The sequence below is a fragment of the Geoanaerobacter pelophilus genome, from assembly GCF_018476885.1.
Classification (GTDB): domain Bacteria; phylum Desulfobacterota; class Desulfuromonadia; order Geobacterales; family DSM-12255; genus Geoanaerobacter; species Geoanaerobacter pelophilus.
On record NZ_JAHCVJ010000005.1, the window covers coordinates 65,979 to 90,726 of the forward strand.

The following is a 24,748-nucleotide window of genomic DNA, read 5'->3' on the forward strand; positions in this document are numbered from 1 at the left end:
GGTCCTTCAGTTCCGGTCTCAGTCGGTATCGTCGTCATCGTGCTGGTGTTTCGGTCCCCGTGGCAGTTCGATCAGCTCGGCGCCGACCGATTCGGCGATATGCTTCAGTTCGCACATCCGCAGATGCTGGCCGTACACCTTGAGATTCAGGTCGGCAACCGCCACCAGTATGTAGCGTGGCTGATGCGCCCCGTCCTTCATCTTCGTCCTCTGCCGGTAAAAGATCTTTCCTGTCATGAAAGGGTGCCTCCTTTCCCGTTATTCCTCCCTGTAACTGCGAAGGGTTCCATATTTATATTTTACCTGATTCCGTCGCAAAAGCAAATGGTTAACTCAGTAACTGCGGGTCAGGCCCGGATGATGGTGCCGACTTTCTCCCCGTTCAACGCCTTGACGATGTTGCCGCGCTGGTGGCCGTTGACGATGCGGATCTCCTTGACGTTTACCGTGTCGCGCAGCAGGTAGAGCATCTTCCGCTCCAGGACCATGTCTTCCATGTCGAGTTTGATCAGCTCTTCGACGGTAATATCCGCGATCAGCTCTGCCTTGGGATTGACGCGCGGGTCTTCGGTATACAGCCCATCCACGTTCTTGACCAGGATACAGCTCCGGGCGCCCAGCACCTCGGCCATCAACAGGGCGCCGGTATCGGTGCGGTGGGGCGGGATCAGCCCGGTTCCGGGGGGGTGCTCATAGAGGCCGTAGGGCGGGGTGCCGTGAATGACCGGCAACAGGCCCAGATGCAGCAGGGTTGGGAGTTCGAGCAGGTCGGAAGTCTTGACCCGTGATCCGCCCCATTTAGAGAGCAGCAGGGTAGTGATCACCGCGTTCTGCTCACTGATCTTGCCGGCCAGTTCGGCCAGGACTCCAGTTGGCATCCCCAAATCTATGCCGATATCAAGGATATGACGGACCCGAACGCCACCACCGGTGACGACGAGCATCTTGTGCTCCCGCGACAGTTCGCCGATCTCATCCATCAGCGGCAGTACTACCTCGCTGCCATAATCGATAATGCCGTGGCCGCCGATCTTGACCACGTTGAGCTCTGGCACCAGCCGCAAGGTGGCATGTTCCCCCATGCGGTGCATCAAGCCCTTGCGAACAAGCGTTTCCCCTTTAAGGGTCGAGTTGATTTCGTGTCGTGGCATGCCACAGCCCTCCTTTATGCGCGGTAATGGTATCACCGTAACAGACATTTGCTGAATGTCGAGTTGTTGGTTGAAACATTGCAGGCTATGAAGTATTGTTCAGGCTGTTGTACGCGGTTTTTGGGTAAAGTGTGGATAAATGCCACACTATAGCTATGATGTTGTAGCGTAAATCAGCATTTTCCGGTTTTGCCCAGGATGCAACCGGCGTATGGCGCGACCAGGGGCGGCGATTTACCTTCTTGCCGCCTGGTGTGCATGAAACTTGCTAATAAAGAACTGTCTCTCCGAGTCTACTCGCCTAAAAGGTAAACCCTCATGGCGTTTGGCCAACGGGTACTGCTGGAAACGGCAATGCCTCCCTTTTGGAAAGGAGATCCCGCAGTCCCGGAGTTTATCCGTGTACCCAGGGGCCCTTTCCATCCGGAGAGGGCCCTTTTTTGTGGCAATGATTCTTGCGCAGGGGATGGAGTTTATATGCAGATCCTAGTCAGCATTGATGATACCGATAATCTTGACAGCCGGGGAACAGGAGCGCTTGCCTCGCTACTGGCAGATGCCTTGGAAGAGAGAAGCTGGGGGAAGAGTTCATTTGTGACCCGCCATCAGCTGCTACTGCACCAGGATATTCCCTACACCTCTCATAACAGTGCCATGTGTTTCGCAGCTGACATCCAGCCGCATCTGCTTGATACGGTAATCGAATATGCGTCTGCTTTCCTGGCCGGGGAAAGTGCTGCCGGCTCAGATCCTGGCCTTTGTGTGGCGGCTATTGATTGCCTGAAAAACAGAAATCTGCTCCTTACCTTTGGGAACAGGGCCAAGCAGGAGGTGGTTACCATGGCTGAGGCCCATGCTGTGGCGAAAGAGGCAGGTTGTCACCTGTCTAGCCATGGCGGCAGCGGCCAGGGGGTGATCGGTGCGCTGGCCGGCGCCGGGTTGCGGTTGGGGGGTAATGACGGCCGGTTGAAAGGATCGCTCCGAATGCCGGCGGCAGCTGGTCGGGTATCGGTTGCCGAGCTCATGGGTTGTGCTGAGGTTGACGAGATTCGCACTGTTTCCGGCGAGCCGCTGGACGGCACCGAACAGGTACGACTGGGAGACAAGGTCAAGACCGTCATGCTGGCCGGGAAGTCGGTGCTGCTCCTGGAGCCGGTCAGCGGCACCGGAGAGATTCGCTGGCAGACTTGCGCCAAACAACGGCTGAAGTGCTATTGAGCGATTACGTGGAATAGGAGGCGTACTGGTGCGAGAATGCGTAGCCGGTGAATTTGCCGGCGGACAGGAGGACTGGCGGGGCGCAGCTCTTCTGGCGGCGACCTGTCCCGGTTTTAGTTTTGACGTGGAGGAAGAACTGGTAGCTGATGACGCAAGGTCTTGTTATAACTGCCGTTATCGGCGCTGGACGAGGCTTTCCTTCACCTGCATGCAGGCGGGCAGGCCGATGCCCGGTAGCTGCCACGACAATCTGGCGATGGAAAGGAGCTGAAATGGTGCTAGTAACTCATGATGCAATCGATCCGACAACGGCTTATGGGCTGATAAAACACGAGGTTTCCGGGTCAGTGGTGCTGCATTACGCCGTGGTGAAGAAAGACGCGGGGCACGACCGCCCTACCAGTTGCATCGACTACCGGAGCCAGGGCGATACAGCGGCAGAGCTGGGGCTTATCGAAGCCGAGCTGCGGGAGCGGTTCCGCTTGGAGGATCTGTTGCTGATCAGACGGGTGGGATGTCTGGGGATCGGTGATATAATTTCCCTGGTTGCCGCCAGTTCTCCTAACAGTGAAGATGCCTTCGAGGCTTGCAAATTCGGGATCAGTCGGCTGAAAAAAATGACAACTATTGTCAAAACGGAACAATTTGTTTCGAACTGAAACAGGGGGGGCGTATGGGTATGAACAGCATGTTTAGAGACGGTCTGGCAGCTTTGGCGCTGGTGTGTGTGTGCAGTGGTGTTGTTCGCGCCGAACAGGATGTTGTCCTCATGGCCAGTACCATCGGTCCTATCGATGCCGGGATCGTGGCCGTGCTGGAGGATGCCTTTGAAAAGGAGAGTGGCATTCGGGTGCGCCATGTTGGCGCCGGTACCGGCGAGGCGTTGAAGATCGCCGAAAAAGGAGCTGTGGACTTGGTAATGGTCCATGCCAAGTCACTGGAAGAGAAGTTCGTGGCCAACGGTTTCGGTACCGAGCGAATTCCGTTCATGTATAACGACTTTGTCATTGTCGGCCCTGCGGCAGATCCGGCCGGGATCAAGGGGATGACAGATGCCACTGCGGCGCTGAAGAAAATTGCCGAGAAGCAGGTGCTGTTTGTCAGCCGTGGCGACAAGTCCGGCACCCATGTGGCGGAAACGGTCCTGTGGGACAAAGCAGGCCTGAAGCCGGCCGGTAGCTGGTATCGGGTCTTTGAAAAGGGTGCTGAAGGGAATGCGCCTACCTTGCGTTATACCGATCAGCAGGGGGCGTACACCGTTATTGACCGAGCCACCTGGCTGTCGCTGGAAAAAACGTTGCAGTTGAAGGTGTTGGTGGAAAAAGACCAGGCGCTACTCAACTATATTTCGTTGATCCCGGTCAATCCGGCCAAATTCGCTCGGGTAAATCAGGCGGGTGCCGCGGCCTACATTCGCTGGCTGACCGATCCGGCCAAGGGGCAGCTGGTCGTGCGTGATTTCGGCAGGGAGAAGTTTGGCAGCCCGCTGTTTTTCCCAAATTCCCGGGAATGGACGAAGAGCTCAAAAAACTAGCTATGCCGGCACTAGATTCTGTTTCGGTCGTAGCATGATAGAATGACCTGACTGTTTTTGCGGTCTATTTCACTGTCCAATTAATTATATGAGGCGAATGCGCCAAAAAACAAGGAGGCTGATTATGAATCAATGGCAACGGCTGGTTTTCTCTCTCTTAACCGTGGTGGCGCTATTTGTCACCGGTATCTGCGGATCCGCAGCAGCGGCTTCTAAGACCCTGATTCTCGCCACCACCACCAGCACCCAGGATTCCGGTCTGCTGGATATCCTGATCCCGGCATTCGAGAAGGAGAGCGGCTACTTCGTCAAGACCATTGCGGTCGGCTCGGGCCAGGCAATGGCCATGGGGGAGAAGGGTGAGGCCGATGTGCTGCTGGTCCATTCTCCTGACGCAGAGAAAAAATTCATGGACAAGGGGGCCGGGGTCAACCGGCGGCTGGTGATGCACAACGACTTTGTTATTGTCGGTCCGGCTATTGATCCTGCCAAGATCCGCGGCACCAAATCCTCGGCCGAGGCGTTCAAAAAGATCGCCACATCCGGTTCTCTGTTCCTGTCACGTGGCGACAACTCCGGTACCCACGCCAAGGAGAAGGGGCTGTGGAAAGGGGCCGGGATTACTGCAGACGGCCAGAAATGGTATCAGCAGACCGGTCTCGGCATGGGCCAGACCTTGAACGTGGCTGCCGAGAAAAAAGGGTACACCCTGACCGATCGCGCCACCTATCTGGCCTTGAAAAAATCGCTCGGTCTGGAGATCCTGGTCGAGGGGGATGCCAAGCTTCTCAATATCTATCACGTTATCGGGGTGAACCAGGCCAAGTGGCCTAAAGTGAACGCTGCTGGCGCTAAGGCGTTCGGTGATTTCATGGTAGGGAAAAAGGTCCAGGATGTCATAGGCCGGTTCGGTGTGGACAAGTTCGGTGCTCCGCTATTTTTCCCAGATGCCGGCAAGAAACCCGAGTCTTTGGGGCTCTGATGGAACTGATCCTTGAAGGCATTGCTAAAGCGGTCGCCCTGCTGACTTCCCTCGACCGGGAGGTCATGGCGATTACTTGGCTGTCGCTCAAGGTTTCGGGGAGTGCCACCCTGATCAGCTTGCTGTTGGGGATCTCCGGTGGCACTGCCCTGGCGTTGAGCGATTTCCGAGGCAAACGGCTCCTGGTCAGCCTGGTCAATACCGGCATGGCTCTGCCACCAGTAGTGGTCGGTCTTTTCGTCAGTATCTTCTTCTGGCGCAACGGCCCACTGGGGTTTGCGGAGATTCTCTACACCCCGGTTGCCATGATCATTGCCCAGGCAATCATTGCCACACCGATCGTCATGGGGATCACGGTTGCCTCAATTCAGAACCTTCCCCCCAACCTGCGGCTACAAATTCTTGCTCTGGGAGCGACCCGCGGCCAAATGGTCTGGTTACTGGTCAGGGAGGCTCGCTTGCCGCTTTTGGCTGGGGTGATGGCCGGCTTCGGCGGGGTGATTTCCGAGGTTGGAGCCTCGATCATGGTGGGTGGCAACATCAAGGGGTACACCCGGGTATTGACCACCGCCACGGTAATGGAAACCGGGCGGGGCAACTTTGATGTGGCCATTGCCTTGAGCCTGATCCTGTTGCTGCTCTGTTTTGCAATCAACTATCTGCTGACCCGGATTCAGCAGCGGGAGCGGCCGCGATGAACGAGGTTGGAGTTTTCCTGGAAGTCAACGATCTGGAGTTGCATCGCGGTGGGGCAAGAGTGCTCTCTATTCCCTCTTTCTCCCTCCAGGAAAGGGAGGTTCTCTCCCTGATCGGACCCAACGGCGCCGGTAAATCCACGCTGCTGTTGACCCTTGCTCGGCTGCTCCCTGCGACCAGCGGGAGCTTCCGGTGTCGCGGAGAAGAGATCGTCAGTAACAGCGCGATCTTTGCCTATCGCCGGCGGTTGGGGATGGTCTTTCAGGAGCCGCTCCTGTTTGACGGGACAGTGTTCAGCAATGTGGCCAGCGGCCTGAAAATCCGTGGCATGGCGGAGAAAGAGATCCGGGAGCGGGTGATGGCAACTCTGGAGCTGTTCGGCATGACACAGCTGGCCGAGCGCTCGGCGCGCAAGCTTTCCGGTGGAGAGGCGCAGCGGACCAGCCTGGCACGGGCCTTTGCCATCCGGCCGGAGGTGATCTTTCTCGATGAGCCGTTCATCGCGCTCGATCCTCCTACCCGCCAGACCCTGATGGACGATCTGGAGCGGATTCTGCGGGAAACCGGCACAGCTGCGGTGTTGGCGACCCACGACCAGTTGGAGGCGCTCCGCCTGTCGAGCCGGATGGTGGTAATGAACTGCGGGGAGATGGTGCAAAGCGGTTCGCCGGAAGAGGTGATCAGCCGCCCGGGCAATGAATTTGTTGCCTCCTTTGTCGGCATGGAAAATGTACTTACCGGTACGGTCATCGACTCAAGGGACGGGCTGGTTCGGTTGGCGGTGGGGGGGCGGCAGATAGAGATCGCCGGCAGCGCTGAACCGGGGGATTCGGCGGTGTTCTGCATCCGACCCGAACATGTTACCATTGATACCCTTGATCCGTCCGGCGATACCAGCGCCCGTAACGTCTTTCCGGCCAGCATCAGTAGAGTTATCCCGAACGGCATATTTCACAAGATTCACCTTGATTGCGGTTTCCGACTGGTGGCATATTTGACCGGCCAGTCGATCGCCAACCTGAATCTTGCCGAGGGGAAAAAGGTGTTTGCCTCCTTCAAGGCCACTGCGGTTCATCTGATTCGAACTCGCCAGTTGGATGAGGCAGCGGGTTAACATTGCAACTATCTGAAAGGGATTGAAATATGCCCACTTTTGAAGAAGCCCGCCGGATTATTCTCGACCATGTGACGCCGCTGGGGGTGGAGCGGGTCGAACTGCTGGCCAGTCTTGGCCGGGTTCTGGCTGAGGATATGAACGCCCCCTGGGACATGCCGCTCTATGATAACTCTGCCATGGACGGCTTTGCGGTGCGTTTCATAGACTGTGGGGAAGGGGCTGTTCCCCTGCGGATTACTGGTTACATACCTGCTGGCGGGAGTGTTTCCGGGCCAATCCTTGCCGGGTGCGCTATTCGAATCATGACCGGCGCGCCGATACCCCACAATTGTGATGCCGTGGTGCCGGTAGAGGAGACCGAAGAGTCGGACGGGATGGTCAGCATCAAGAGTGCGGTGCGGCAACTGCAACATATCCGCTTCCATGGCGAGGATGTGGCCAATGGTGATACCTTTCTTACCGCAGGAACGGTAGTCCAGTCGCCGGAGATCAGCATGCTGGCCTCTTTCGGCAAGGCGATCGTGCCGGTTTATCGCAAAGCGAGAATTGCCGTGCTCTCGACCGGAGACGAGCTGATAGAGCTCGGCGAGCCGCCGGAGCCGGGTCGGATCATCAACAGCAATGCCCTTTCCCTGGCTGCTGCGATTCGCGAAACCGGCGCCGAACCGGTTATCATCGGCATTGCCCGCGATAACAAGGAGAGCCACCGGGAGAAAATGCTGGAAGGGTTGCAGGCCGACGCCCTGATCACCTCTGCCGGGGTTTCGGCCGGGGACAAGGATTTTGTCCGGGATGTGCTGGCTGAACTGGGGGTCCAGCAGATCTTCTGGAAGGTGGATATCAAGCCGGGCGGGCCGACCGCCTTTGGGGTGAAGGACGGCACACCGGTATTTTCCCTGCCTGGTAACCCGGTTTCTACGATGGTGACCTTCGAGGAGTTTGTCAAGCCGGCGCTCTTGAAGATGATGGGGCATCGGCGAGTCATCAAGCCTTATGTCAAAGCGATTCTGCGGGAGGAGGCGCGCAAGAAACCGGGCAAGGTCCACTTCCTGCGGGTGAGGATCGAGGTGGAGGATGGCCGTTACTGGGCGACCACCTCCGGCGACCAGAACACCGGCATCCTCCGGACCATGGTCAGGGCCAACGCCATTGCTGTGCTCCCCAAGGACCGGACCCTGGTGGCAGCCGGCGAAGAAGTGGATGTGCATCTGCTACGTTCAGACGCCGCCATGCTCGAAGGATAGAAAAACGCACCTTTTCCGCAATCTCGGCGTTGGCCTTCGGCTTTGCTTGTGCGGCGTACTTCGTGTACGCCTCCGCGCAAATCCTTGTCCGCCTTGACCTTGCGAAAAAATTGCGTTTTTAAGGGAAAGGAGTCACACATGTCTTTCAATCATTTCGACGAACAGGGGCAGGCGATCATGGTCGATGTCAGTGCCAAGGTGCCGACTCTGCGCACTGCCACAGCCAGGGCCGTGGTCAGACTGCGGCCGGAAACCCTGCAGGCAGTGCTGGCCGGTCGTAGTTCCAAAGGTGATGTCCTTGGCGTGGCTCGCCTGGCCGGGATCGCAGCAGCCAAGAAGACCCCGGACCTGATTCCGCTCTCCCATCCGTTGGCGATCCACCATGCAGCGGTTGACTTCATGCCTGAACCGGAGACCGGCGAGGTGGTCGTAACCGCCACTGTCCGGGCCTTTGAGCGGACCGGGGTGGAGATGGAGGCGATGGTGGCCGCTTCAGTATCGGCCCTTACCATCTACGATATGTGCAAGGGGAGCGACAAAGGAATAACCATCGGTGAGGTGGCGCTGCTCTACAAAGAGGGTGGCAAGAGCGGCATTTACCGCCGGGAGGGGGAACAATGAAAGCGGCATTGCTGATTTTGAGCGACCGGGGCGCTCGGGGCGAACGGGCTGATGCCAGCGGTCCGGCATTGGAACAATGGCTGAAACTCCAGGGGGTGGCAACTGCCCGTTGTGAAGTGATTCCGGACGAGGCGGCCCTGATCACGGCCCGGTTGGCCGAGTGGGCCGACAGCAATGACTTTGATCTGATTCTCACCTGTGGCGGCACCGGGGTTTCCCCCCGTGATGTCACCCCGGATGCAACGCTGCCGGTGCTGGAGCGGGTGATTCCCGGCTTCGGCGAGGCGATGCGCGCCAGCAGTCTGCAAAAAACGCCGCATGCCATGATCTCCCGCGCTGTTGCCGGGATTCGCGGCCGGAGCCTGATCATCAACCTGCCCGGAAGCCCGAAGGGGGCAATCGAGAACCTGGAGGCGGTCTGGCCTGCTGTTTCGCATTGTGTGGCCAAGCTGCAAGGGGACCCGGAGGAGTGCGGCCAGCCTCAGCCAGCAGCTAACACAGGGCTGAAGGCGGTGTCGTTCGTGGCCAAGTCAGGGACCGGCAAGACCACTTTGCTGGAGAAGGTGATCACGGAGTTGAAGGGGAAAGGGGTACGGGTCGGTGTCATCAAGCACGATGCCCATCGGTTTGATATCGATCATCCGGGCAAGGACAGCTACCGCTTGACAGCCGCCGGAGCCGATACCATGTTGATTTCATCGCCGGAGAAACTTGCCCTGGTCAAGCGTCATCAGGCCTCGCCGCCGATCCGGGAGCTGATTGCCACCTATTTCAAGGATGTGGATATCGTTCTGACCGAGGGGTTCAAGCAGAGCGACCTGCCGAAGATTGAGGTGCATCGCAGCGAGCGGAGTTCCTCGCTTCTCTGCCGCGGTGAGCAGCATGACCCGACCTTGCTGGCTGTTGCCAGCGATGCGCCGCTGGAGCTGGATGTACCGGTTTTTGACCTCAATGACGCCGCTGCGGTAGCCGGCTTCATCGTTAAGCGCTTCTTATAGGACTAGTGTCCATCCACCAGATAAAAAAGGGGCCCGCGCTACCGCTGCAAACCCCTTTTTTTATCTAGTATTCGTTGCCAGTTAATCGAATACAGTTATCGTGGCATTGCTGCCTATGGTTAGCGACCCTGAAGTGATAATTAACGATGGTCCCCGTAGATCGGAATTGCCGGTCGCTGAACTGAAAGTAGCATCGTAGCCTCCTGCTACCGTGACATTGACATCTCTGGTGAAATTCAGCGGTTCGTTAAAGATCCGGTTCTGGGCAAGAATTGTGGCTGTTGCGGCAGATGGCGGCGCCAGATAGCTTTCGGCAATCGAGCCGTAACAGATGGTGGCAATTTTGGCATAGCAGGCTGTTGCCGCGACGTTCAGACCGACAACCGGCAGTGCGGCGTTGCTAAGAGTGGTCGTGCCGTTGCCTAGCTGTCCGCTGTTGTTAAAGCCCCAGCTGTTGACGGCCCCGGCGCTGTCCATTGTCAGGGTATGGTAATAGCCGGTTGCAATTCGGGTGATGTTGGAAATGCCGCTTACCTGTACAGCGACAGAATTATCAACCGAACCGATGAATGGGTGCGAGTAGTATGAATCATTCCCCCAAATAATGAGGTTGCCAAAGGTATTGAGGGCAACTGTGTAGTTTCCGCCGGCGGCAATGCTGGTGATGTTGGTAACACCTGAGGCCTGCACCGGAAATGCGTTTTGAGTTGTGGAGTTGTTACCCAACTGGCCTTCACTGTTTTTACCCCATGACCAGACAGTCGTGTCGTTTTTCAGGGCAACGGAGTGATAGCCCCCTGCGGCAATGGCAGTGATGCCGGTCAGTCCTGAGACCTGTTCCGGCCAATATACCTGGGTACCGAGGACATTGCCCAACTGGCCATAGGCGTTGTATCCCCAGCTCCAGACAGTGCCGTCATTCTTCAACGAGAGGGTGTGCAGCCAGCCGGCAGCAATGGCCGTGACGTTGCTTATTCCAGCAACCTGAGCCGGCGTGTTGCTTTTAATGCCACCATTATTTCCTAGTTGGCCGTCTACGTTGTTCCCCCAAGTCCACACAGTCCCGTCGCTCTTGAGTGCTACCGAGTGGCCCGCTCCAGCTGATATGGCAATGATACCGGAAAGGCCCTTGACCATTATCGGGATGTTGCTTGCCTGCCGGTCTGTGCCGTCACCCAACTGGCCGTAATTATTATACCCCCAGGACCATACCGTTCCGTCATTTCTCAGTGCCAAGGAGTGGTAGTCGCCTGCAGCGACTGCCGTTACTCCCTGGAGCGCGCTTATTTTCACGGGAACAGTGCTGGTGAGGTAGCTGCCGTTCCCCAGCTGCCCATCCATGTTGTTCCCCCAACTCCAGACAGTACCGTCCCCCTTCAGCGCTAGAGTGTGCCAGTATCCGCCAGCAAGCTGGGGCGGTGTCGATATTGCGCCGATAGGAGCAAAGGTCGCCGTAACCGTTTGGTCTGAGTTCATGAGGATGGTACAGGAGGCTGTTCCGGTGCAGGCGCCTGTCCAGCCGACAAAGATGTCGGACGGGGAGTAGTTTGCGGTAAGTGTGATTTCAGTACCGCTCAGATAGTCTTGAGCGCAGTTGCCAGTGCAGTTTATATCCGGTGCTGGAGTTGAAGACACTATACTGTTGTTGCCACCGGCAACAGTAAGGGTCAGCTTACGAAGGACCGGGAGAGTGATGTAGTAAGTCTGGGTTTTGATCGCTTCGCGGTTGTCGGCTGGGTCTACGGCAAAATATTTAAGGGTTGTGTCGCTGCTGATTGGGATGGGGCCGGAGTAAACCTGGGTTGACCCGCTCGCCGGCGAGGTCGGATCGGTGCCATCGACAGTATAGTAGATGGTTGCTTGAGCGTAAGTGGAGAGCGTGACTGTCTGGGCAGAGGTATATGCTCCGCCGGGAGGGGTAGCGGTTGTATATGGCAGGGTGCTAATGGTATAGGTCTGAGTCTTGACCGCCTCCTGAGTGCCGCTGAGATCTCGAGCGAAATATTTCAGGGTAGTAGTGGCGTTAATGGTAATGGGGCTGCTGTATGTAAGGGTTGAGCCGGTAACCGGGTAGGTCGGCGTCGAACCGTCAGTTGTATAATAAATAGTTCCTTGCTTGCTGGACGTAAGAGTCACAGTCTGGCCCGGGGGATAGACCCCGCCAAGCGGGTTTGCTGTTGTTACTGGTGGGATGCTAATGGTGTAGGTCTCAGTCTTGACGACTTCCAGATTGCCGTCAATGTCCCGTCCAAAAAACTTGAGGGCGGTATTGCTGTTAATGGCGATCGGCGAGCTGTATATCTGTGTTGAGCCGGTAACCGGGTAGGTCGGAGTTGATCCGTCAACAGTGAAGTAGATGGTAGCACCTGCTTCATTTGATGAGAGGCTGACGGTCTGCGGCGTTGAATAAGTTCCCCCTGCAGGGGTTGCCGTGGTGATCGGCGGGATGTTCATTGTGTAGACCAGGGTTTGAACGCTCTCCAGGTTCCCGTCCATGTCTCGGCTGAAGAATTTCAACGTGGTATTGGTGCTGATCACAAGCGGAGAGCTGTAAGTCTGGGTTGTTCCCGTTTCCGGAAATGTCGGCGTGCTGCCATCCAGGGTATAGTAAATAGTGGCGGCTTCGTTGGCAGTGAGCACTACCGACTGTTGCGAGGTATATGTGCCCCCGCCGGGTGTTGCTGTTGTTATCGGCGGAATGTTCATGGTGTAGAGCTGAGATTGCACGGTCCCTTGGTTACCGTCAGTGTCTCTGGCAAAAAATTTCAGGGTGGTGGTGGTATTGATCGGAATTGCCGCAGAGAATATCTGGGTTGTCACGGAAACCGGGTAAGTCGGGTCTGATCCGTCGACAGTGTAATAGATATTGCCAGGTTTGTTGGACGTGAGGGTTATCGATTGGGCTGAAGTGTAAGTTCCCCCAAGCGGGCTGACAGTAATGACCGGAACAAGATTTATGGTATAGCTGCTGGTCTTCATGCTTTCGCTGAGTGAAGAGGATGTCGAAACCGCAAAATAGTTGAGGGTTGTTGAGCTGTTGACGGCAATCGGTCCGGTGTAAACTTGGGTATTACCCGTTGCCGGGTTGGTTGGCGTAGTTCCGTCAACGGTATAGTAGATGGTGGCCGGCTCATTTGCTGTGAGTGAAACGTTTTGACTGGTCAAATATGTCCCGCTTGAAGGATTGGCGGTTGTGATCGGAGAGGATGTGCCGAGATTGAGTGGTGGTGCCACTGCAACAGGGACATTGCTGTCGCTGTTGTTACCGGTCCCCAATTCGCCGTATAAGTTTGCGCCCCAAGAGTAGATGGAACCGTCGTTATTCAAAGCGATGGTGTGGTCAACGCCGGAAGAGGCGGCTGCAATCTTGGAAATCACGCTTACCGAAACCGGCACCCAGCTGTCGTTATTCGAACTGTTGCCCAATTGGCCCCGGTTGTTCCAGCCCCAGGACTGCATGGTCCCGTTGCTTCTTATGGCAGCGGTGAAGCGGTATCCCGCAGTTACTCCCATCGCATCGTTCAGAGTGGTTACCAGTACTGGAATATTGCTGGCCTGATCAGTGCCGTTGCCGAGGCCACCGGTGATATTTTCCCCCCAGGACATGACTTTCCCGGTGTTTGTGAGTGCTACTGAGTGATTGTAGCCAGCGGCAATAGCGATAACTCCGGAAAGGTTGGCCACGGATACCGGGGATTCGGAGTTCACATATGATTGATTCCCAAGCTGGCCGTAACTGTTATGTCCCCAGGCAGAAACCTCTCCGTTACTCTTCAGGGCAAGGGAGAAATTGCCTTTTGCTGCGATAGCGGTTATTCCGTTAATGCCGGTCAATTGCGTTGGTACGGACCGGTCGTTGGTATCGCCAGTACCGAGCTGGCCCAGGTTATTGCGCCCCCATACCCAGACGGTGCCGTCATTTTTCAAGGCCAATGTGTGGTATTCCCCTGCCGCAATGGCGATAACATTGGTTATCCCGGTTATCTCCACTGGCGTGTTGTATTGTGTGCCAAGGGTTGCCGCGCCGGTGCCGATTTGTCCGTAGTAGTTGTCACCCCACGCCCAGATCGTGCCGTCAGGTTTCATGGCGACCGAGTGGTTTAGGCCGGCAGCGATCTCAGAGACTCCATACAGGCCGCTAGTTGTGACAACTGCGACCGGGGTATTGTTGTTGGTGGTGCTCCCATCCCCAAGTTGACCAACGTTGTTCTGTCCCCACGCCCAGACGGTGCCGTCGTTTTTCAGCGCCAACGAGTGGTAATGACCGGAGGCAACCTTGGGGGGGGTCGAGATAACCTGTTTGGTGGCAAAGGTTGCAATGGCAGCTTGTGCCGAGTCCATGGTAATGGTGCAGGTTCCTGTGCCTGCACAGGAACCTGACCAGCCGGAGAAGATGTCAGTTGCGGACGGCGAAGGAGTAAGTTCAACTAATGTTCCGCTGGCGTAATCCTGAGAGCAACTGCCGGAGCAATTGATGTCAGGATTGGGGGTTGAATGGACATGGCTGCCACTTCCCCCCTGAACCGTCACGGTTAGTCGCTGGAGAATGGTATAGTCCTGAGCCTGGGCCGTTTCCTGAAAGCCGTCCGTGTCCCTTGCGAAAAATCTAATGGTTGTTGTCGCGTTGAGCGTTATCGGGCCGCTGTAAGTCTGGGTTGCTCCACTTACCGGGAACGCAGGGGCTGAACCGTCCAAAGTGTAGTAAATATTGCCGGGCTTGCTTGACGTGAGCGTGACTGTCTGTCCGGCTAGGTAGGTCCCTCCTGGAGGAGTTGCCGTTGTTGCGGGGGGAGTGCTGATGGTGTAGGTCTGAGTTTTGACCGCCTCCTGATTACCGTCGATATCCCTGGAAAAGTAACGAAGGGTTGAGGTGGTGTTTATAATAATCTCACTGCTGTAGGTCTGCGTTACCCCTGAAGGTGGGTATGTCGGCGTTGAGCCGTCAACAGTGTAGTATATGGTACCGGGCTTGCTGGATGAAAGAGTAACGCTTTGAGCCGCTGGATATGTCCCGCCAGCCGGGGACGCTGTGGTAACGGGAAGTGTATTGATCGTATAAACCTGTGACTGGGCTGCTTCCTGGTTGCCATCGTTATCACGAGCGAAATAGTTCAAGGTGGTGTTGGTGGTGATAGAGATAGGTCCGGTGAAGACCTGGGTAGCGCCTGTTGCCGGATAAGTTGGTGCCGAGCCGTCAACGGTGTAGTATATGATTCCGGGCTTACTGGATGAAAGAGTAACGCTTTGAGCCGCTGGATATGTCCCGCCAGCCGGGGACGCAGTAGTTACGGGAAGCGTGTTGATCGTATAAACCTGCGATTGAACCGTTTCCTGGATACCATTGTTGTCCCGAGCGAAATATTTCAGGGTGGTGTTGGTGGTGATTGCAATGGGACCGCTATATGTTTGGGTTGACCCGGAAAGCGGATATGTCGGGTTGGAGCCGTCTACGGTGAAATAAATGCTTCCGGGTTTGTCGGAACTCAAAGTGACCGACTGGGAGGAGGTATAAACACCACCGAGCGGGGTTGCAGTGGTGACCGGCGGTACAGCAATAATATATGACTGGGTCTTTACCTCTTCGACATTGTTTGCAATGTCTATTGCAAAGTACTTCAGCTCAGATGAGCTATTGACTGCTATTGGGGTCAAGTACTGCTGGGTTGTCCCGGAAAGCGGATATGTCGGGGTTGTCCCATCCAGAGTGTAGTAAATGGCAATAGCGCCATTTGCGGTCAACGTGACGGTTTGCGGGGATGCGTATGGCCCCCCTGGAGGGGATGCCACTGTAGCGGGGGTATAAATGTTCAGGGTGATGTCGGTTGCTTTGACAGGAGAGGTGGTTCCCGACAAAGAGTTGTTGCCGAGTTGGCCACTGTCGTTAAGCCCCCATGTCCAGACATTGCCGGTTAAGGTAGTTGCAACCGAATGACCAAAACCAGCTGATAGAGCTTTGACCTGCAACAAGGTGCTGATCTGAATCGGGAATTGGCTGTCTGTTGTTGAGCTGTTGCCGAGCTGCCCGGAGCTGTTGCCGCCCCATGCCCATGCCGAGCCGTCATTTTTAAGCGCCAATGCATGGCTGGTCCCTGCTGAAATGCTTTTTATCCCATTGAGGCTGGTCGCCTGAACCGGAGAGAATGTTGTAGTTGTTGAGCTGTTTCCCAATTGGCCATTGGTGTTGAGGCCCATGCTCCATATAGTGCCGTCGTTTTTCAATGCCGTGGTATGATAATCGCCGGCATCGACTGCAATAGCTCCGGTTATGGTGGTAACCTGAACCGGTACGCGGCTGGTTGGCAATGAGACCGGATTTTGGCCCAGCTGGCCGGAAGCATTGTCTCCCCATGCCCAGACAGTGTCATTGTTTTTCAAGGCAACAGAGTGGTTAAGTCCTGCAGCAATAGAAGTAATGCCGCTCAGGCTGGTGATTTGCACAGGGGAACTACTGTCGATCGGTGCTGCGTTGTTGCCCAGCTGTCCAGCGTTGTTGGCACCCCACGCCCAGACGGTGCCGTCGTTTCTTAGCGCCAGGACATGATTCCCTCTGGATGCGGCAATGGCCTTGATGCCGGAAAGGTTGCTCGCCTTTACTGGGACATTGCTGGCAGATGTTGATCCGTTGCCGAGCTGTCCCCGGTTGCCAGCGCCCCAACTCCAGACAGTGCCGTCACTTTTCAGCGCAACGCTGTGATCGTAGCCGGCGGTAACGGCGACAATACCGCTCAAGTTCTCTACCTTGACTGGGACGGAGCTGTTTCCCGATCCATTACCCAATTGGCCGTAGTCATTCAATCCCCAAGCCCAGACGGTCCCGTCATTCTTTAATGCCAGCGTGTGCTTGTAACCGGCAGCCACCTGAGGGCTGATTAGAGAACCCATTGGTGATGCTACCGGCCAGCTCATGTTATCGGTGTTGTTTATGCCAAGTTGTCCTCTGTCATTCAGTCCCCATCCCCAGAATGATCCGTCGTCTTTTATGGCTGAAGTGTGGTTCGCTCCCGAAGAGATGGCAAATATACCGCTTGGGCCATTGACTACGACAGGTGAATATGACGGTGTGCTGGAATGGTTGCCTAATTGGCCGTAATCATTGCGACCCAGAGCCATGGTAGTGCCGTCGGCCAACAACATTACTGTCTGGTAGTCACCTGATGAAATGACCTTGGCAGTGGTAATCGCTGCAATTTGGGTTGGGTAAAAGATGGTCTGGTCATAGTATGGATCCATCCCGCATTGGCCGGATGAGTTGTCTCCCCATGCCCAGACTGTGGAATCGGTCTTGATAATGACTGAGGTCATGGCACTGGCAGATATCGCAATTGCGTTGCTGCTGACGTTAACTGGTGACGTATTGTAGGGGGTCGCTCCACCATTACCGATCTGGCTGAAGTCGTTACTGCCCCAGGCCCAGACACTGCCGTCATTTTTGAGGGCAATGGCATGGTGTCCCCGCGACCCGGCAATTGCCGTGACTCCGGAAGTCAAGGTGGCTACCTGGACCGGAGTGTTGGAATTGCTGGTGGAGTTATTCCCTAGTTGCCCTTTATTGTTAAGCCCCCATGCCCAGATGCTGCCATCAGTTTTCAGTGCCAATGAATGGCCGTAGCCGGCGACAACTGCAGCTACGCCGTTCAATCCGCTTACCTGGACAGGAACATTGCTATTGATGGTGTCGCCTGTCCCAAGTTGCCCGCTGTTGTTAAGCCCCCATGCCCAAACGGTGCCGTCGCTCTTGATGGCGATGGAGTGTCCATAGCCGGCAGTTACTGCGATTACATTGCTGATGTTGCTGACTTTCACCGGCATGGTACTGCTGGCGTTTGAGCCGTTGCCGAGTTGCCCGAAATCGTTGCTTCCCCACGCCCAGAGAGTGCCATCGCTTTTTAGCGCAACAGTATGAGCATCCCCGGCAGCAATTCCAGGGAAGGAACTTGCATTAACATTACCGGTAAAGATGCACAGCAGCAGCAAAGCTAAAAGTGGGCTGGGGATAAGAGTCTTATATATAAATCTTTGAAGTTTCCCTGAAAGTTCCATTTTCCCTCCGGTGGAAAGGCACACTGCTATAAACTTTGCGTCAACAAGGTGACGTTAAAAAGACCAAAATAGGCCGATTTTTACCAAAAAACTAATTGCAAAAATCGCACCCTCTGCTAACTTGCTTAAATTGTTCTATTTTGTGCTGAAAGATGGGGTGGATATCGGTCATTTCATCGGGAAAAACCGGCAAAAAGCAATTAATAATTCCCTGAGCGGGATGTTGCTCTTTGTAGATTATGATTACTGGAAGCAATTGTTTGTCTCGGCCAGTGCAATGTGCGGTTGAGAGTGGTTATCATCCCGATTTGGCTTGCAAATTTTTGCAATCATGACTAATATTTTTCAAATTTTCAGTCGGCATTGGAGTATGCGTGTATGAAGCTTTATTTGATGGCATTGTTTTGCTTTATTGTCGGCTGTACTCCATTTGCTGCTGTTTATGATGATGTTAGTAAATATCAACAAAGCAGAAATTCCGAACAATGTATTGCCGTTGCAAGGTATCACCTTGATAAGGGGCATTTCTCAAGCAATGAAAAATCAGAATTGTATCAGATATTGGGGATTTGCTTTGGCCAGATAGGGTTTTATGATGATGCTAAAAATAGTTTTGGCATGGCAGTGAATTTGTCAACAGACAACGACACAAAAGCTAAAGCTTATTTTAATAGAGCCATATTATTATTGTCTGCTGACACTTGGGGAATAACAGATAATAAGAAAAATATCAATGACGGCTGCTCAGATCTCTCAGAGGCATGTAAGTTAATGCCTGATAAATACTGCTCGGAATATAATATCAAAAAATACCCGCCTACTAATTGCAAGTAGGCATTATCAGGATATTCGCTGTTTAAGGTCCAATTCTCCTGTTTAGTTGACCTTCAACTTTGCCATTTCGGTCTGCAAAAGGCCGATTTGACGGGATAGATTTTCCACCCCCTCTTCCATGATGTGAACTGCAGACAGGTCTTCGTTGGTCGCTCGGTCCATCTCCTGCATCGCTTTTCTTATTTCATCGCTTCTCTCGGCTTGTTCGTTGCGCAACCGTTCGAGTTCGCTGATGATAAGCCCCATTCTTCCTGTTGATTCGGAGATGTTCGCTCCAATCTCCCGCTGTTCAAGGCTTGACGATCTGACATTGACCGTAAGATCCTTCATCCGATCAACTGCAGCTATGATCAGCTCACTGGTTGCCCCCTGCTCGCGGCTCGATTTTGCAATTTGCGCTACCATATTTGAAATATCTTCCATTGACTGGCGGATTTGTTGACTCCCTTTGGCTTGTTCAACAGTGGCATGGGCAATGTCGTTGACCTGACGCAGCGACTCCTCCATGCCACTGACCATTTTCTGGAGTGCCACGCCTGATTTCAGTGAAAGGCGCTCGCCATCGCTGACCCTTTGCTCTGTCACTTTTATTGCTGTTACGGCCTGGTCTGTTTCCTTCTGAATTGCCGAGATCAGGTCGTCAATCTCTTGCGTCGAATTCCGGGTGCGGGTAGCCAGCCCTTTGATCTGGTCGGCAACTACGGCAAACCCTTTACCGTGTTCACCTGCTTGTGCTGCTATGATCGCTGAGTTGAGCGCCAGCAGGTTGGTCTGCTCTGCCAGTTCATTGATCACAGATACGATGTTGCCTATGACCTTGACCCGGCTGGACAGGCTGGCAATAGCGGAGAACGTTGACTGGGTTGAATCGCGGATTTCTGTGATGCCGGAGATGGTGGCGGCAACCGTTTCCTGGCCAACCAGGGCATCATGCTTGACGGTTTCAGTAATTTCAGCAGCGCCTTGAGCGTTGCGCTCTACCTCTTTGATTGAGATATCCATTGCCGCTACCGAAGATGTTGTCTCGGTCGAGGTTGCCATGAGGCTGTTGACATTATTGGCAATCTGCTTAACCTCGGCTGCTACCTGAAAAATAGAAGAGCTGACCTCGTCAATGGCCGATGACTGCATGTCGATGTTTTGGCCGACGACATCCAGGCTTGTGGACATGGTACGGATTGCCCCGGAATTCTGTGTTGCCGATTGGGTGACTTTGTCGATTTCTTTTGAAAGCAGTTCAATCGACCTGCCGATCTTGTCAACAGCCCCAGAGGTTTCTTTTGCTGAAACAGACTGAGTTTCTGCGGCATTTACCAATTGGCCGGCAGCGTTTGTGGTGTTTTGCGAAATGTTGCGCAGTTCGCGAAGAGAGGCATTGACCCGTTCTACAAATTCGCTAAGCTTCTCCAGCATTGTGTTCAGGTTGCGTCCAAGTTGGCCGATTTCATCGTTTTCGCTGGCGGGAACTCTGATGGTAAGGTCGCCTTCGGCCCCTCGTTCCAGGGCATGTGCCAGCCGGTTGACGCGCGACAGCAATTTTCGCTTGGTATAAATCCAGAATGTGATGACGAATAACAAGGTTTCAATGACGAGTATGCCGAAAACAATTTTGAATAAAAAATTATCTGCAACCTCTTGAGAGCTTGCGGCCAGCTTGCCAGCTGAAAGCAGCCCTGTTGCCGCAACAATGATCCCAAGGATCATCATGGTTCTGATTAGTTGTGAGCCGAATTTAAGATTCATGCCGGGAGGTTACCGCCTTCAGTTTGCTAAGCTCTAGATCAGAGTAGATGAAAATTATAGCGGATACTTCATCTTATGCAATAACAGCGGAATGTTTCGCTACAGCAGTTTGTGCGGCTAAAATCAGGTTTGTTTCCGGAGGTCTTTCCCATGGACAAGGTTAAAAAGGAGAACTGGTTGGGCAGTCGCCCCTTCGATTGTAATTCTTGTCAATCAGCATGGGAAAATGACTTCAAAGGTTGCTGAGCGAATATTGACATTCATTTTCAATTTGTTATAATTAACATATAGAAAATTAAGGGAAAAGGGGGTGTTATCTCATGCGTCGTCACTTTGAATCTGATAAGGGAACAGGGGGCAAGAATCTTGCTCTAGGCCATGAGAAAAGTACTGATGTGCCGGTAAAACGTGAAGGGGATCTTGAAAGACGAACGGGTGGGATCTGGTCGACTCTGGACGATATGGAAAGATGGATGGAGGAAACCATTCACCGGCCATTCCTGTTTGACTACGGTTTCCGACCCATAAGCAGGTTGCTGCATGATCTGAGAGGCGAAGGCGAAATGATGCCTTATGTTGATGTTTATACGACCGGCAACGAATTGATACTGAAGGCAGAGTTGCCGGGGATGAAGCGGGAAGATATCAACGTAAGGCTCGTTGATAACAATCTGGTCATATCCGGAGAGAAGAAAACCGAGGAAAAGGTAGAGCAGAAAGATTATCTGCGTCTCGAACGGTCCTTCGGCTCCTTCACCAGGTCTCTGCATCTGCCGGAGGGGTGTATGACTGATAGGCTTTCAGCAACCTATAAGAATGGGGTGCTGGAAATCAGAGTGCCGCGTGAAGGCGGTACGGAAGCGAAGACCATCACTATCGAGTAACAGGCAAGAAAACCAGTAACCCACGCGAGGGGGGATTGCAAAATCCCCCTTTGTTGCTCCTTTACTCCTCCAATCCGTCCTGGACCGTTCGTACTTGGTTCTTGCCGCTTCGCTTGGCAAGATAAAGCCCATCATCGGCTCTTTTCAATGCCGGGAAAATATCAGGTTCGCCGGACATACAGCAGGAGATGCCAGCACTTATTGTCACGGATATCCGGGTATCGGTGTCGCAGCAAAACTCATGCTTCTCGGTTATTACCCTGATTCTTTCGGCAATTTCACGAATGTCAGACGATAAGATGTCAGGGAGTACGACGAGGAACTCTTCTCCTCCATAGCGACCGATCAGATCATAACTTCGGCACCCGATTCTGATCATTTCCGCAATCCCGGTAAGAACGCTGTCCCCGACAAGGTGTCCATACGTGTCGTTAATCGATTTAAAGTTATCCACATCGAGCATAATAAACCCAAGGACAGGTGCGTTGTCATGAGCTTTGCCGATTCTCACTATTCGGGCAAACTCTTCTCTTGACCGGGCAAGAATGTGACGCCGGTTGAAAAGACCGGTCAGAGAGTCGGTAATTGCCAGTCCTTCAAGCTTTTCCTGGGCCTCTTTTAATTGCAACATTGCTTTGCGTATCAGTAAATAGGAAGCTCCGAAAACTCCGAACAGGGCACCAGTTATGATTAAGACCGAGTATATGACGCTAGACCGTATTTCATCATGGTACTTGGTGACATTCAGGTAGACCTCGAAGCAACCAATAATTCGGTTGTTCGGGTCACGGATCGGAATGTAGGTTTCTACCACTTTGACATTTATCATCTGCTCATCTGCAAGGTCCCGGAACACCTCTTTTGCTTCAAGATGTGAGTCGGTCTTGCCGGTTAATGCCTTTTGCAGACGCCGGTTGCCACTATCGATTTTGCCAATGATATGTTTGTCTGTACTGAAAATTATCTGTGAATCAGCACTGTAAATCTTAATTTTAACAATATCGAACGGTTTGAGAAAAGTTCTGAGTCGGCTATCAAGAGCAGGGATTTCTGCAGGGGTTATTGACGGGCGATACCCTCCATCAGGAGAAATCGCAAAAAGTATCGGCTTTTCCAGTTCAGACAGAGACTGACACGTTTTAATGGCATCTTCTTCGGCGTGCAGCAGTACGTTGTGGGAATTCAATCGATATATCCCAATGCCTGCCAGAACAATGATCGCCACGGCAGATACGGAGGCGATCACTACAAGTGCATGGTGGAATTCACCGGGACGGATAGCGGCTTTTGAAGAAAATAAAGAAAGCATTAATGTAATATACCTCGCTTTACCTAACTTGCCAATTGTTCATCTCCACTTATAATTTTAACTATGTGGTAGATCAGATTTCAAGCTGTCATCAGGTCAGAGGATATCGCAAGAGCCTCAGCCGCTGGCAATCAAGCTAGGAGGAGTACAATGATCATTGGTAAATTGCCGTTCAAATCGGACATGTTGCGGGAGCTTAACAAAATTGCGGCAAAAAAAGGGGTGAAGGCAGGGACTGTGCAGGTGATGGGTTCATTGAAACGGGCAAGACTGTCATTTTACGATCAAAAAATTCGCGCCTACCGCGAGCTGGATTTTGACGCTCCGCACGAAATCGTTGCCTGTGCCGGCAATATTTCCCTTAGAGATGACAAGCCGTTTGTACATTTGCATCTTGCCGTATCCGGAAGTGCCGGTATTGTTGTGGGCGGTCACTGTCTGCAGGGGTGCAGTGTTTTTGCCGTTGAATTCACCATCATCCCTTTTCATGGCGAGGCGCCTCGCAGGGTTGTGGACAACGATACCGGGTTGCTCCTCTGGGAAAAGCCGCTTTACGAAGGATGAGCTCTTAGCAAAAGCTCCATATGTGACACATGCAGAGGGTTCATCCATCAGTCTGATGCTGTGTAAACATATGGAGCTTTTTGTCGGTGGGCTGGTGGCTTGGCAACGATTCGTAGAATGACCGACCTGATTCGCCTGGTCACGGTAATTAAAACCGGCTTGTCTTATCGATAATTTCTCTTCATAAAATCTGATGCACATTATGCCTGTAAACAGTTGGAACTCGTAGGTTTATATTTAGGAGAAGGACGGCATCCTTCCAAGTCCTGGTGGAGCAGGGGTGGGGTCTCCATGTTTATCGGGAACGATTGCCGCTTGAGGCCGGGCTGTCTGCTGTTGGCTGGAATGGTGCCATTGCGGTTCACTGCTGAGGTCATCAAAGAGTAGTTCTGCTTGTCATCGGCTTTTCAATCTTGTAGCATGTCTGAATTCTTCATCCGGAAGGATCGTCTCCATGCACACCAATCCATATTCGCTGGTCAATAATATCGGCAATACCCCATTAATCGAATTGCGATCCCTTGCCCCCTCTCCCAGAGTCAGAATTCTTGCCAAGCTAGAAGGTAACAATCCTGGTGGCTCGGTGAAAGACCGGCCGGCACTTTACATGCTCACCAAGGCTGAAGTGTCCGGGGAATTGACCCACGAAAAGACCATTCTCGAACCGACCTCCGGCAATACCGGCATAGCCCTGGCTATGCTCGGCACTGCCAAGGGATACCGGGTCAAACTGGTGATGCCTGCCTGTGTCAGCATGGAGCGGCGCAGCGTTCTTGAGGCATTCGGCGCCGAAGTAGTTCTTTCGCCGCATGATGAGGCGACTGATGGTGCTATCAGGCTTGCCCACCGGATTCTGGAAGAAGACCCCGATCGTTATTACATGCCGAACCAGTATGCCAACCCGAACAATATCCTGGCCCACTACGAGACCACCGGGCCTGAGATCATGCGCCAGGTGAACGGAGATATCGATGTCTTTGTCGCCGGGATGGGAACCAGCGGCACGCTGATGGGGGTCAGTCGGTATTTCAGGGATAATCGCCCCGGAACCCGGATTGTTGGCGTAGAGCCGAGATTAGGTCACCGGGTGCAGGGATTGAAGAACATGAAAGAGGCAATTGTTCCCGAGATTTACAACGAGGGGGCTCTTGACCTGAAGCTAACAGTTCAGGATGAGGAAGCGTTTGCCATGGCTCGGGAGCTGGCAACGCGCGAAGGCCTGTTTGTCGGCATGTCCAGTGGTGCCGCAGTCGCCGGGGCTCTGGCCGTTGCCAGGGATATGGAGTCTGGGACCATTGTGACACTTTTGCCTGACCGCGGTGACCGGTATCTCAGCACCTCGCTATTCCGCTCGGTTTGTGGTTCTTGTCCCCCATAGCAGGCATTTTTAAATTAATATGGCAAAAAAAGCCGCCTCGTTTCCGAAGCGGCTTTTTGTCTTTTGTGTCGGGTGAAACTACTTTGCTGCCGGAGCGGCGGCAGGAGCTTCTTCCTTCTTGACTTCTTTCTTGGCCTTCTTGGCTTTCTTGGCTTTTTTAGGAGCAGCTTTCTTCTCAGCCGGCTTATCGATCGGCGGGTGGCCTGGAGGCATTGCTGCCGGAGCAGCGGCAGGCTCGGCTGCGCAGACGATGCTGGCAAAGGATACGGCCACAAGAGCAGATACTAGTACAGAAAGCATTCTTTTCATTTGATACCTCGCTTGAGTTGGATTGATAATCACTGTATCAAATTATTTTTGGACGGCAAGCTATTCTGTCTCTTTAACTTGCCATAAGCAGATTAAATTGTTATAAATGTGGCCTGCGCTGGGTTT

At 53.7% G+C, this 24,748-nt stretch carries 20 protein-coding genes, 1 pseudogene and 1 riboswitch; of the genes and pseudogenes, 15 read left to right on the plus strand and 6 right to left on the minus strand.

The window, feature by feature from the left end:
- Window positions 1–18: 18 nt before the first annotated feature.
- Together KI809_RS12610 and KI809_RS12615 are read right to left on the minus strand one after the other, a co-directional pair.
- Window positions 19–237 (minus strand): hypothetical protein, encoded by a 219-nt coding sequence (locus KI809_RS12610; protein WP_214171928.1) that lies wholly within the window; start codon window positions 235–237, stop codon window positions 19–21.
- A gap of 110 nt (window positions 238–347) precedes the next feature.
- A complete protein-coding gene (locus KI809_RS12615) occupies window positions 348–1,151 on the minus strand; it encodes an amino acid kinase family protein (protein WP_214171929.1) in 804 nt (267 codons plus the stop codon).
- A 273-nt stretch (window positions 1,152–1,424) separates the two neighbouring features.
- A riboswitch (molybdenum cofactor riboswitch) is annotated at window positions 1,425–1,543 on the plus strand.
- A gap of 85 nt (window positions 1,544–1,628) precedes the next feature.
- Between KI809_RS12615 and KI809_RS12620 the strand changes: the two genes are divergently transcribed.
- From KI809_RS12620 to mobB, 11 genes and pseudogenes are all read left to right on the plus strand, one after another.
- Complete coding sequence (locus tag KI809_RS12620; protein WP_214171930.1) at window positions 1,629–2,369, plus strand: hypothetical protein; 741 nt, start codon at window positions 1,629–1,631, stop codon at window positions 2,367–2,369.
- 28 nt (window positions 2,370–2,397) lie between these two features.
- Window positions 2,398–2,640, plus strand: a complete 243-nt coding sequence (locus tag KI809_RS12625) for a hypothetical protein (protein WP_246559399.1) — start codon at window positions 2,398–2,400, stop codon at window positions 2,638–2,640.
- A gap of 1 nt (window position 2,641) precedes the next feature.
- Window positions 2,642–3,028, plus strand: a complete 387-nt coding sequence (locus KI809_RS12630; RefSeq protein WP_214171931.1) for a molybdenum cofactor biosynthesis protein MoaE — start codon at window positions 2,642–2,644, stop codon at window positions 3,026–3,028.
- 14 nt (window positions 3,029–3,042) lie between these two features.
- Window positions 3,043–3,903 (plus strand): ABC transporter substrate-binding protein, encoded by an 861-nt coding sequence (locus KI809_RS12635; protein WP_246559400.1) that lies wholly within the window; start codon window positions 3,043–3,045, stop codon window positions 3,901–3,903.
- A gap of 124 nt (window positions 3,904–4,027) precedes the next feature.
- On the plus strand, window positions 4,028–4,885 hold the full coding sequence (locus KI809_RS12640) for an ABC transporter substrate-binding protein (protein WP_214171932.1): 858 nt from the start codon (window positions 4,028–4,030) through the stop codon (window positions 4,883–4,885).
- Complete coding sequence (locus tag KI809_RS12645) at window positions 4,885–5,583, plus strand: ABC transporter permease (RefSeq protein ID WP_214171933.1); 699 nt, start codon at window positions 4,885–4,887, stop codon at window positions 5,581–5,583. Before KI809_RS12640 ends, KI809_RS12645 begins: the two co-directional genes overlap by 1 nt.
- Window positions 5,580–6,695: an ABC transporter ATP-binding protein gene (locus KI809_RS12650; protein ID WP_214171934.1), complete on the plus strand. Its 1,116-nt coding sequence runs from the start codon at window positions 5,580–5,582 to the stop codon at window positions 6,693–6,695. The genes KI809_RS12645 and KI809_RS12650 overlap by 4 nt, the downstream gene beginning before the upstream one ends.
- A gap of 29 nt (window positions 6,696–6,724) precedes the next feature.
- Window positions 6,725–7,942: a molybdopterin molybdotransferase MoeA gene (locus KI809_RS12655; RefSeq protein WP_214171935.1), complete on the plus strand. Its 1,218-nt coding sequence runs from the start codon at window positions 6,725–6,727 to the stop codon at window positions 7,940–7,942.
- 138 nt (window positions 7,943–8,080) lie between these two features.
- Window positions 8,081–8,563, plus strand: coding sequence for a cyclic pyranopterin monophosphate synthase MoaC (gene moaC / locus KI809_RS12660; RefSeq protein WP_214171936.1), 483 nt, complete (start codon window positions 8,081–8,083; stop codon window positions 8,561–8,563).
- Window positions 8,560–9,042 (plus strand): annotated as a pseudogene (locus KI809_RS12665) (MogA/MoaB family molybdenum cofactor biosynthesis protein); the annotation flags it as partial. The gene moaC and the pseudogene KI809_RS12665, both read left to right, overlap by 4 nt.
- Before the next feature lie 24 nt (window positions 9,043–9,066).
- Entirely contained in the window at window positions 9,067–9,561 is a 495-nt protein-coding gene (gene mobB, locus KI809_RS12670) for a molybdopterin-guanine dinucleotide biosynthesis protein B (RefSeq protein ID WP_214172219.1), read from the plus strand.
- An 81-nt stretch (window positions 9,562–9,642) separates the two neighbouring features.
- Here the strand turns inward: mobB and KI809_RS12675 are convergent, their stop codons facing one another.
- The gene (locus KI809_RS12675) at window positions 9,643–17,601 is read right to left on the minus strand and encodes an RCC1 domain-containing protein (RefSeq protein WP_214171937.1); all 7,959 of its coding nucleotides are present in this window, start codon (window positions 17,599–17,601) and stop codon (window positions 9,643–9,645) included.
- Window positions 17,602–17,979: 378 nt separating this feature from the next.
- Between KI809_RS12675 and KI809_RS12680 the strand changes: the two genes are divergently transcribed.
- Window positions 17,980–18,435 carry a tetratricopeptide repeat protein gene (locus KI809_RS12680; protein ID WP_214171938.1) on the plus strand — a complete coding sequence of 152 codons (456 nt, stop codon included), beginning with the start codon at window positions 17,980–17,982 and terminating at the stop codon, window positions 18,433–18,435.
- Between the two features lie 42 nt (window positions 18,436–18,477).
- Here KI809_RS12680 and KI809_RS12685 read toward each other — a convergent pair whose 3' ends face one another.
- A complete protein-coding gene (locus KI809_RS12685; RefSeq protein WP_214171939.1) occupies window positions 18,478–20,178 on the minus strand; it encodes a methyl-accepting chemotaxis protein in 1,701 nt (566 codons plus the stop codon).
- Between the two features lie 320 nt (window positions 20,179–20,498).
- Between KI809_RS12685 and KI809_RS12690 the strand changes: the two genes are divergently transcribed.
- Window positions 20,499–21,062, plus strand: coding sequence for an Hsp20/alpha crystallin family protein (locus KI809_RS12690; RefSeq protein WP_214171940.1), 564 nt, complete (start codon window positions 20,499–20,501; stop codon window positions 21,060–21,062).
- Window positions 21,063–21,123: 61 nt separating this feature from the next.
- On the opposite strand, the gene KI809_RS12695 is transcribed toward KI809_RS12690, so the two are convergent.
- Window positions 21,124–22,371, minus strand: coding sequence for a GGDEF domain-containing protein (locus KI809_RS12695; RefSeq protein ID WP_214171941.1), 1,248 nt, complete (start codon window positions 22,369–22,371; stop codon window positions 21,124–21,126).
- A gap of 150 nt (window positions 22,372–22,521) precedes the next feature.
- On the opposite strand from KI809_RS12695, the gene KI809_RS12700 reads away from it, so the two are divergent.
- Both KI809_RS12700 and KI809_RS12705 read left to right on the plus strand, forming a co-directional pair.
- Complete coding sequence (locus KI809_RS12700) at window positions 22,522–22,935, plus strand: PPC domain-containing DNA-binding protein (RefSeq protein WP_214171942.1); 414 nt, start codon at window positions 22,522–22,524, stop codon at window positions 22,933–22,935.
- Window positions 22,936–23,389: 454 nt separating this feature from the next.
- Window positions 23,390–24,313, plus strand: a complete 924-nt coding sequence (locus tag KI809_RS12705) for a PLP-dependent cysteine synthase family protein (RefSeq protein WP_214171943.1) — start codon at window positions 23,390–23,392, stop codon at window positions 24,311–24,313.
- Between the two features lie 78 nt (window positions 24,314–24,391).
- Here KI809_RS12705 and KI809_RS12710 read toward each other — a convergent pair whose 3' ends face one another.
- On the minus strand, window positions 24,392–24,622 hold the full coding sequence (locus KI809_RS12710) for a hypothetical protein (protein ID WP_214171944.1): 231 nt from the start codon (window positions 24,620–24,622) through the stop codon (window positions 24,392–24,394).
- Window positions 24,623–24,748 lie beyond the last annotated feature (126 nt).

Excerpts from the sequence above, each read along its gene's own strand:
- KI809_RS12635 (WP_246559400.1), top strand. The coding sequence starts at position 3,043 with ATGGGTATGAACAGCATGTTTAGAGACGGTCTGGCAGCTTTGGCGCTG.
- KI809_RS12690 (WP_214171940.1), top strand. The coding sequence starts at position 20,499 with ATGCGTCGTCACTTTGAATCTGATAAGGGAACAGGGGGCAAGAATCTT.
- KI809_RS12710 (WP_214171944.1), bottom strand. The coding sequence starts at position 24,622 with ATGAAAAGAATGCTTTCTGTACTAGTATCTGCTCTTGTGGCCGTATCC.
- KI809_RS12695 (WP_214171941.1), bottom strand. The coding sequence starts at position 22,371 with ATGCTTTCTTTATTTTCTTCAAAAGCCGCTATCCGTCCCGGTGAATTC.
- KI809_RS12655 (WP_214171935.1), top strand. The coding sequence starts at position 6,725 with ATGCCCACTTTTGAAGAAGCCCGCCGGATTATTCTCGACCATGTGACG.
- KI809_RS12640 (WP_214171932.1), top strand. The coding sequence starts at position 4,028 with ATGAATCAATGGCAACGGCTGGTTTTCTCTCTCTTAACCGTGGTGGCG.
- KI809_RS12630 (WP_214171931.1), top strand. The coding sequence starts at position 2,642 with ATGGTGCTAGTAACTCATGATGCAATCGATCCGACAACGGCTTATGGG.
- KI809_RS12620 (WP_214171930.1), top strand. The coding sequence starts at position 1,629 with ATGCAGATCCTAGTCAGCATTGATGATACCGATAATCTTGACAGCCGG.
- KI809_RS12675 (WP_214171937.1), bottom strand. The coding sequence starts at position 17,601 with ATGGAACTTTCAGGGAAACTTCAAAGATTTATATATAAGACTCTTATC.
- KI809_RS12610 (WP_214171928.1), bottom strand. The coding sequence starts at position 237 with ATGACAGGAAAGATCTTTTACCGGCAGAGGACGAAGATGAAGGACGGG.
- KI809_RS12680 (WP_214171938.1), top strand. The coding sequence starts at position 17,980 with ATGAAGCTTTATTTGATGGCATTGTTTTGCTTTATTGTCGGCTGTACT.
- KI809_RS12615 (WP_214171929.1), bottom strand. The coding sequence starts at position 1,151 with ATGCCACGACACGAAATCAACTCGACCCTTAAAGGGGAAACGCTTGTT.
- KI809_RS12685 (WP_214171939.1), bottom strand. The coding sequence starts at position 20,178 with ATGAATCTTAAATTCGGCTCACAACTAATCAGAACCATGATGATCCTT.
- KI809_RS12705 (WP_214171943.1), top strand. The coding sequence starts at position 23,390 with ATGCACACCAATCCATATTCGCTGGTCAATAATATCGGCAATACCCCA.
- KI809_RS12650 (WP_214171934.1), top strand. The coding sequence starts at position 5,580 with ATGAACGAGGTTGGAGTTTTCCTGGAAGTCAACGATCTGGAGTTGCAT.
- KI809_RS12645 (WP_214171933.1), top strand. The coding sequence starts at position 4,885 with ATGGAACTGATCCTTGAAGGCATTGCTAAAGCGGTCGCCCTGCTGACT.
- KI809_RS12700 (WP_214171942.1), top strand. The coding sequence starts at position 22,522 with ATGATCATTGGTAAATTGCCGTTCAAATCGGACATGTTGCGGGAGCTT.
- moaC (WP_214171936.1), top strand. The coding sequence starts at position 8,081 with ATGTCTTTCAATCATTTCGACGAACAGGGGCAGGCGATCATGGTCGAT.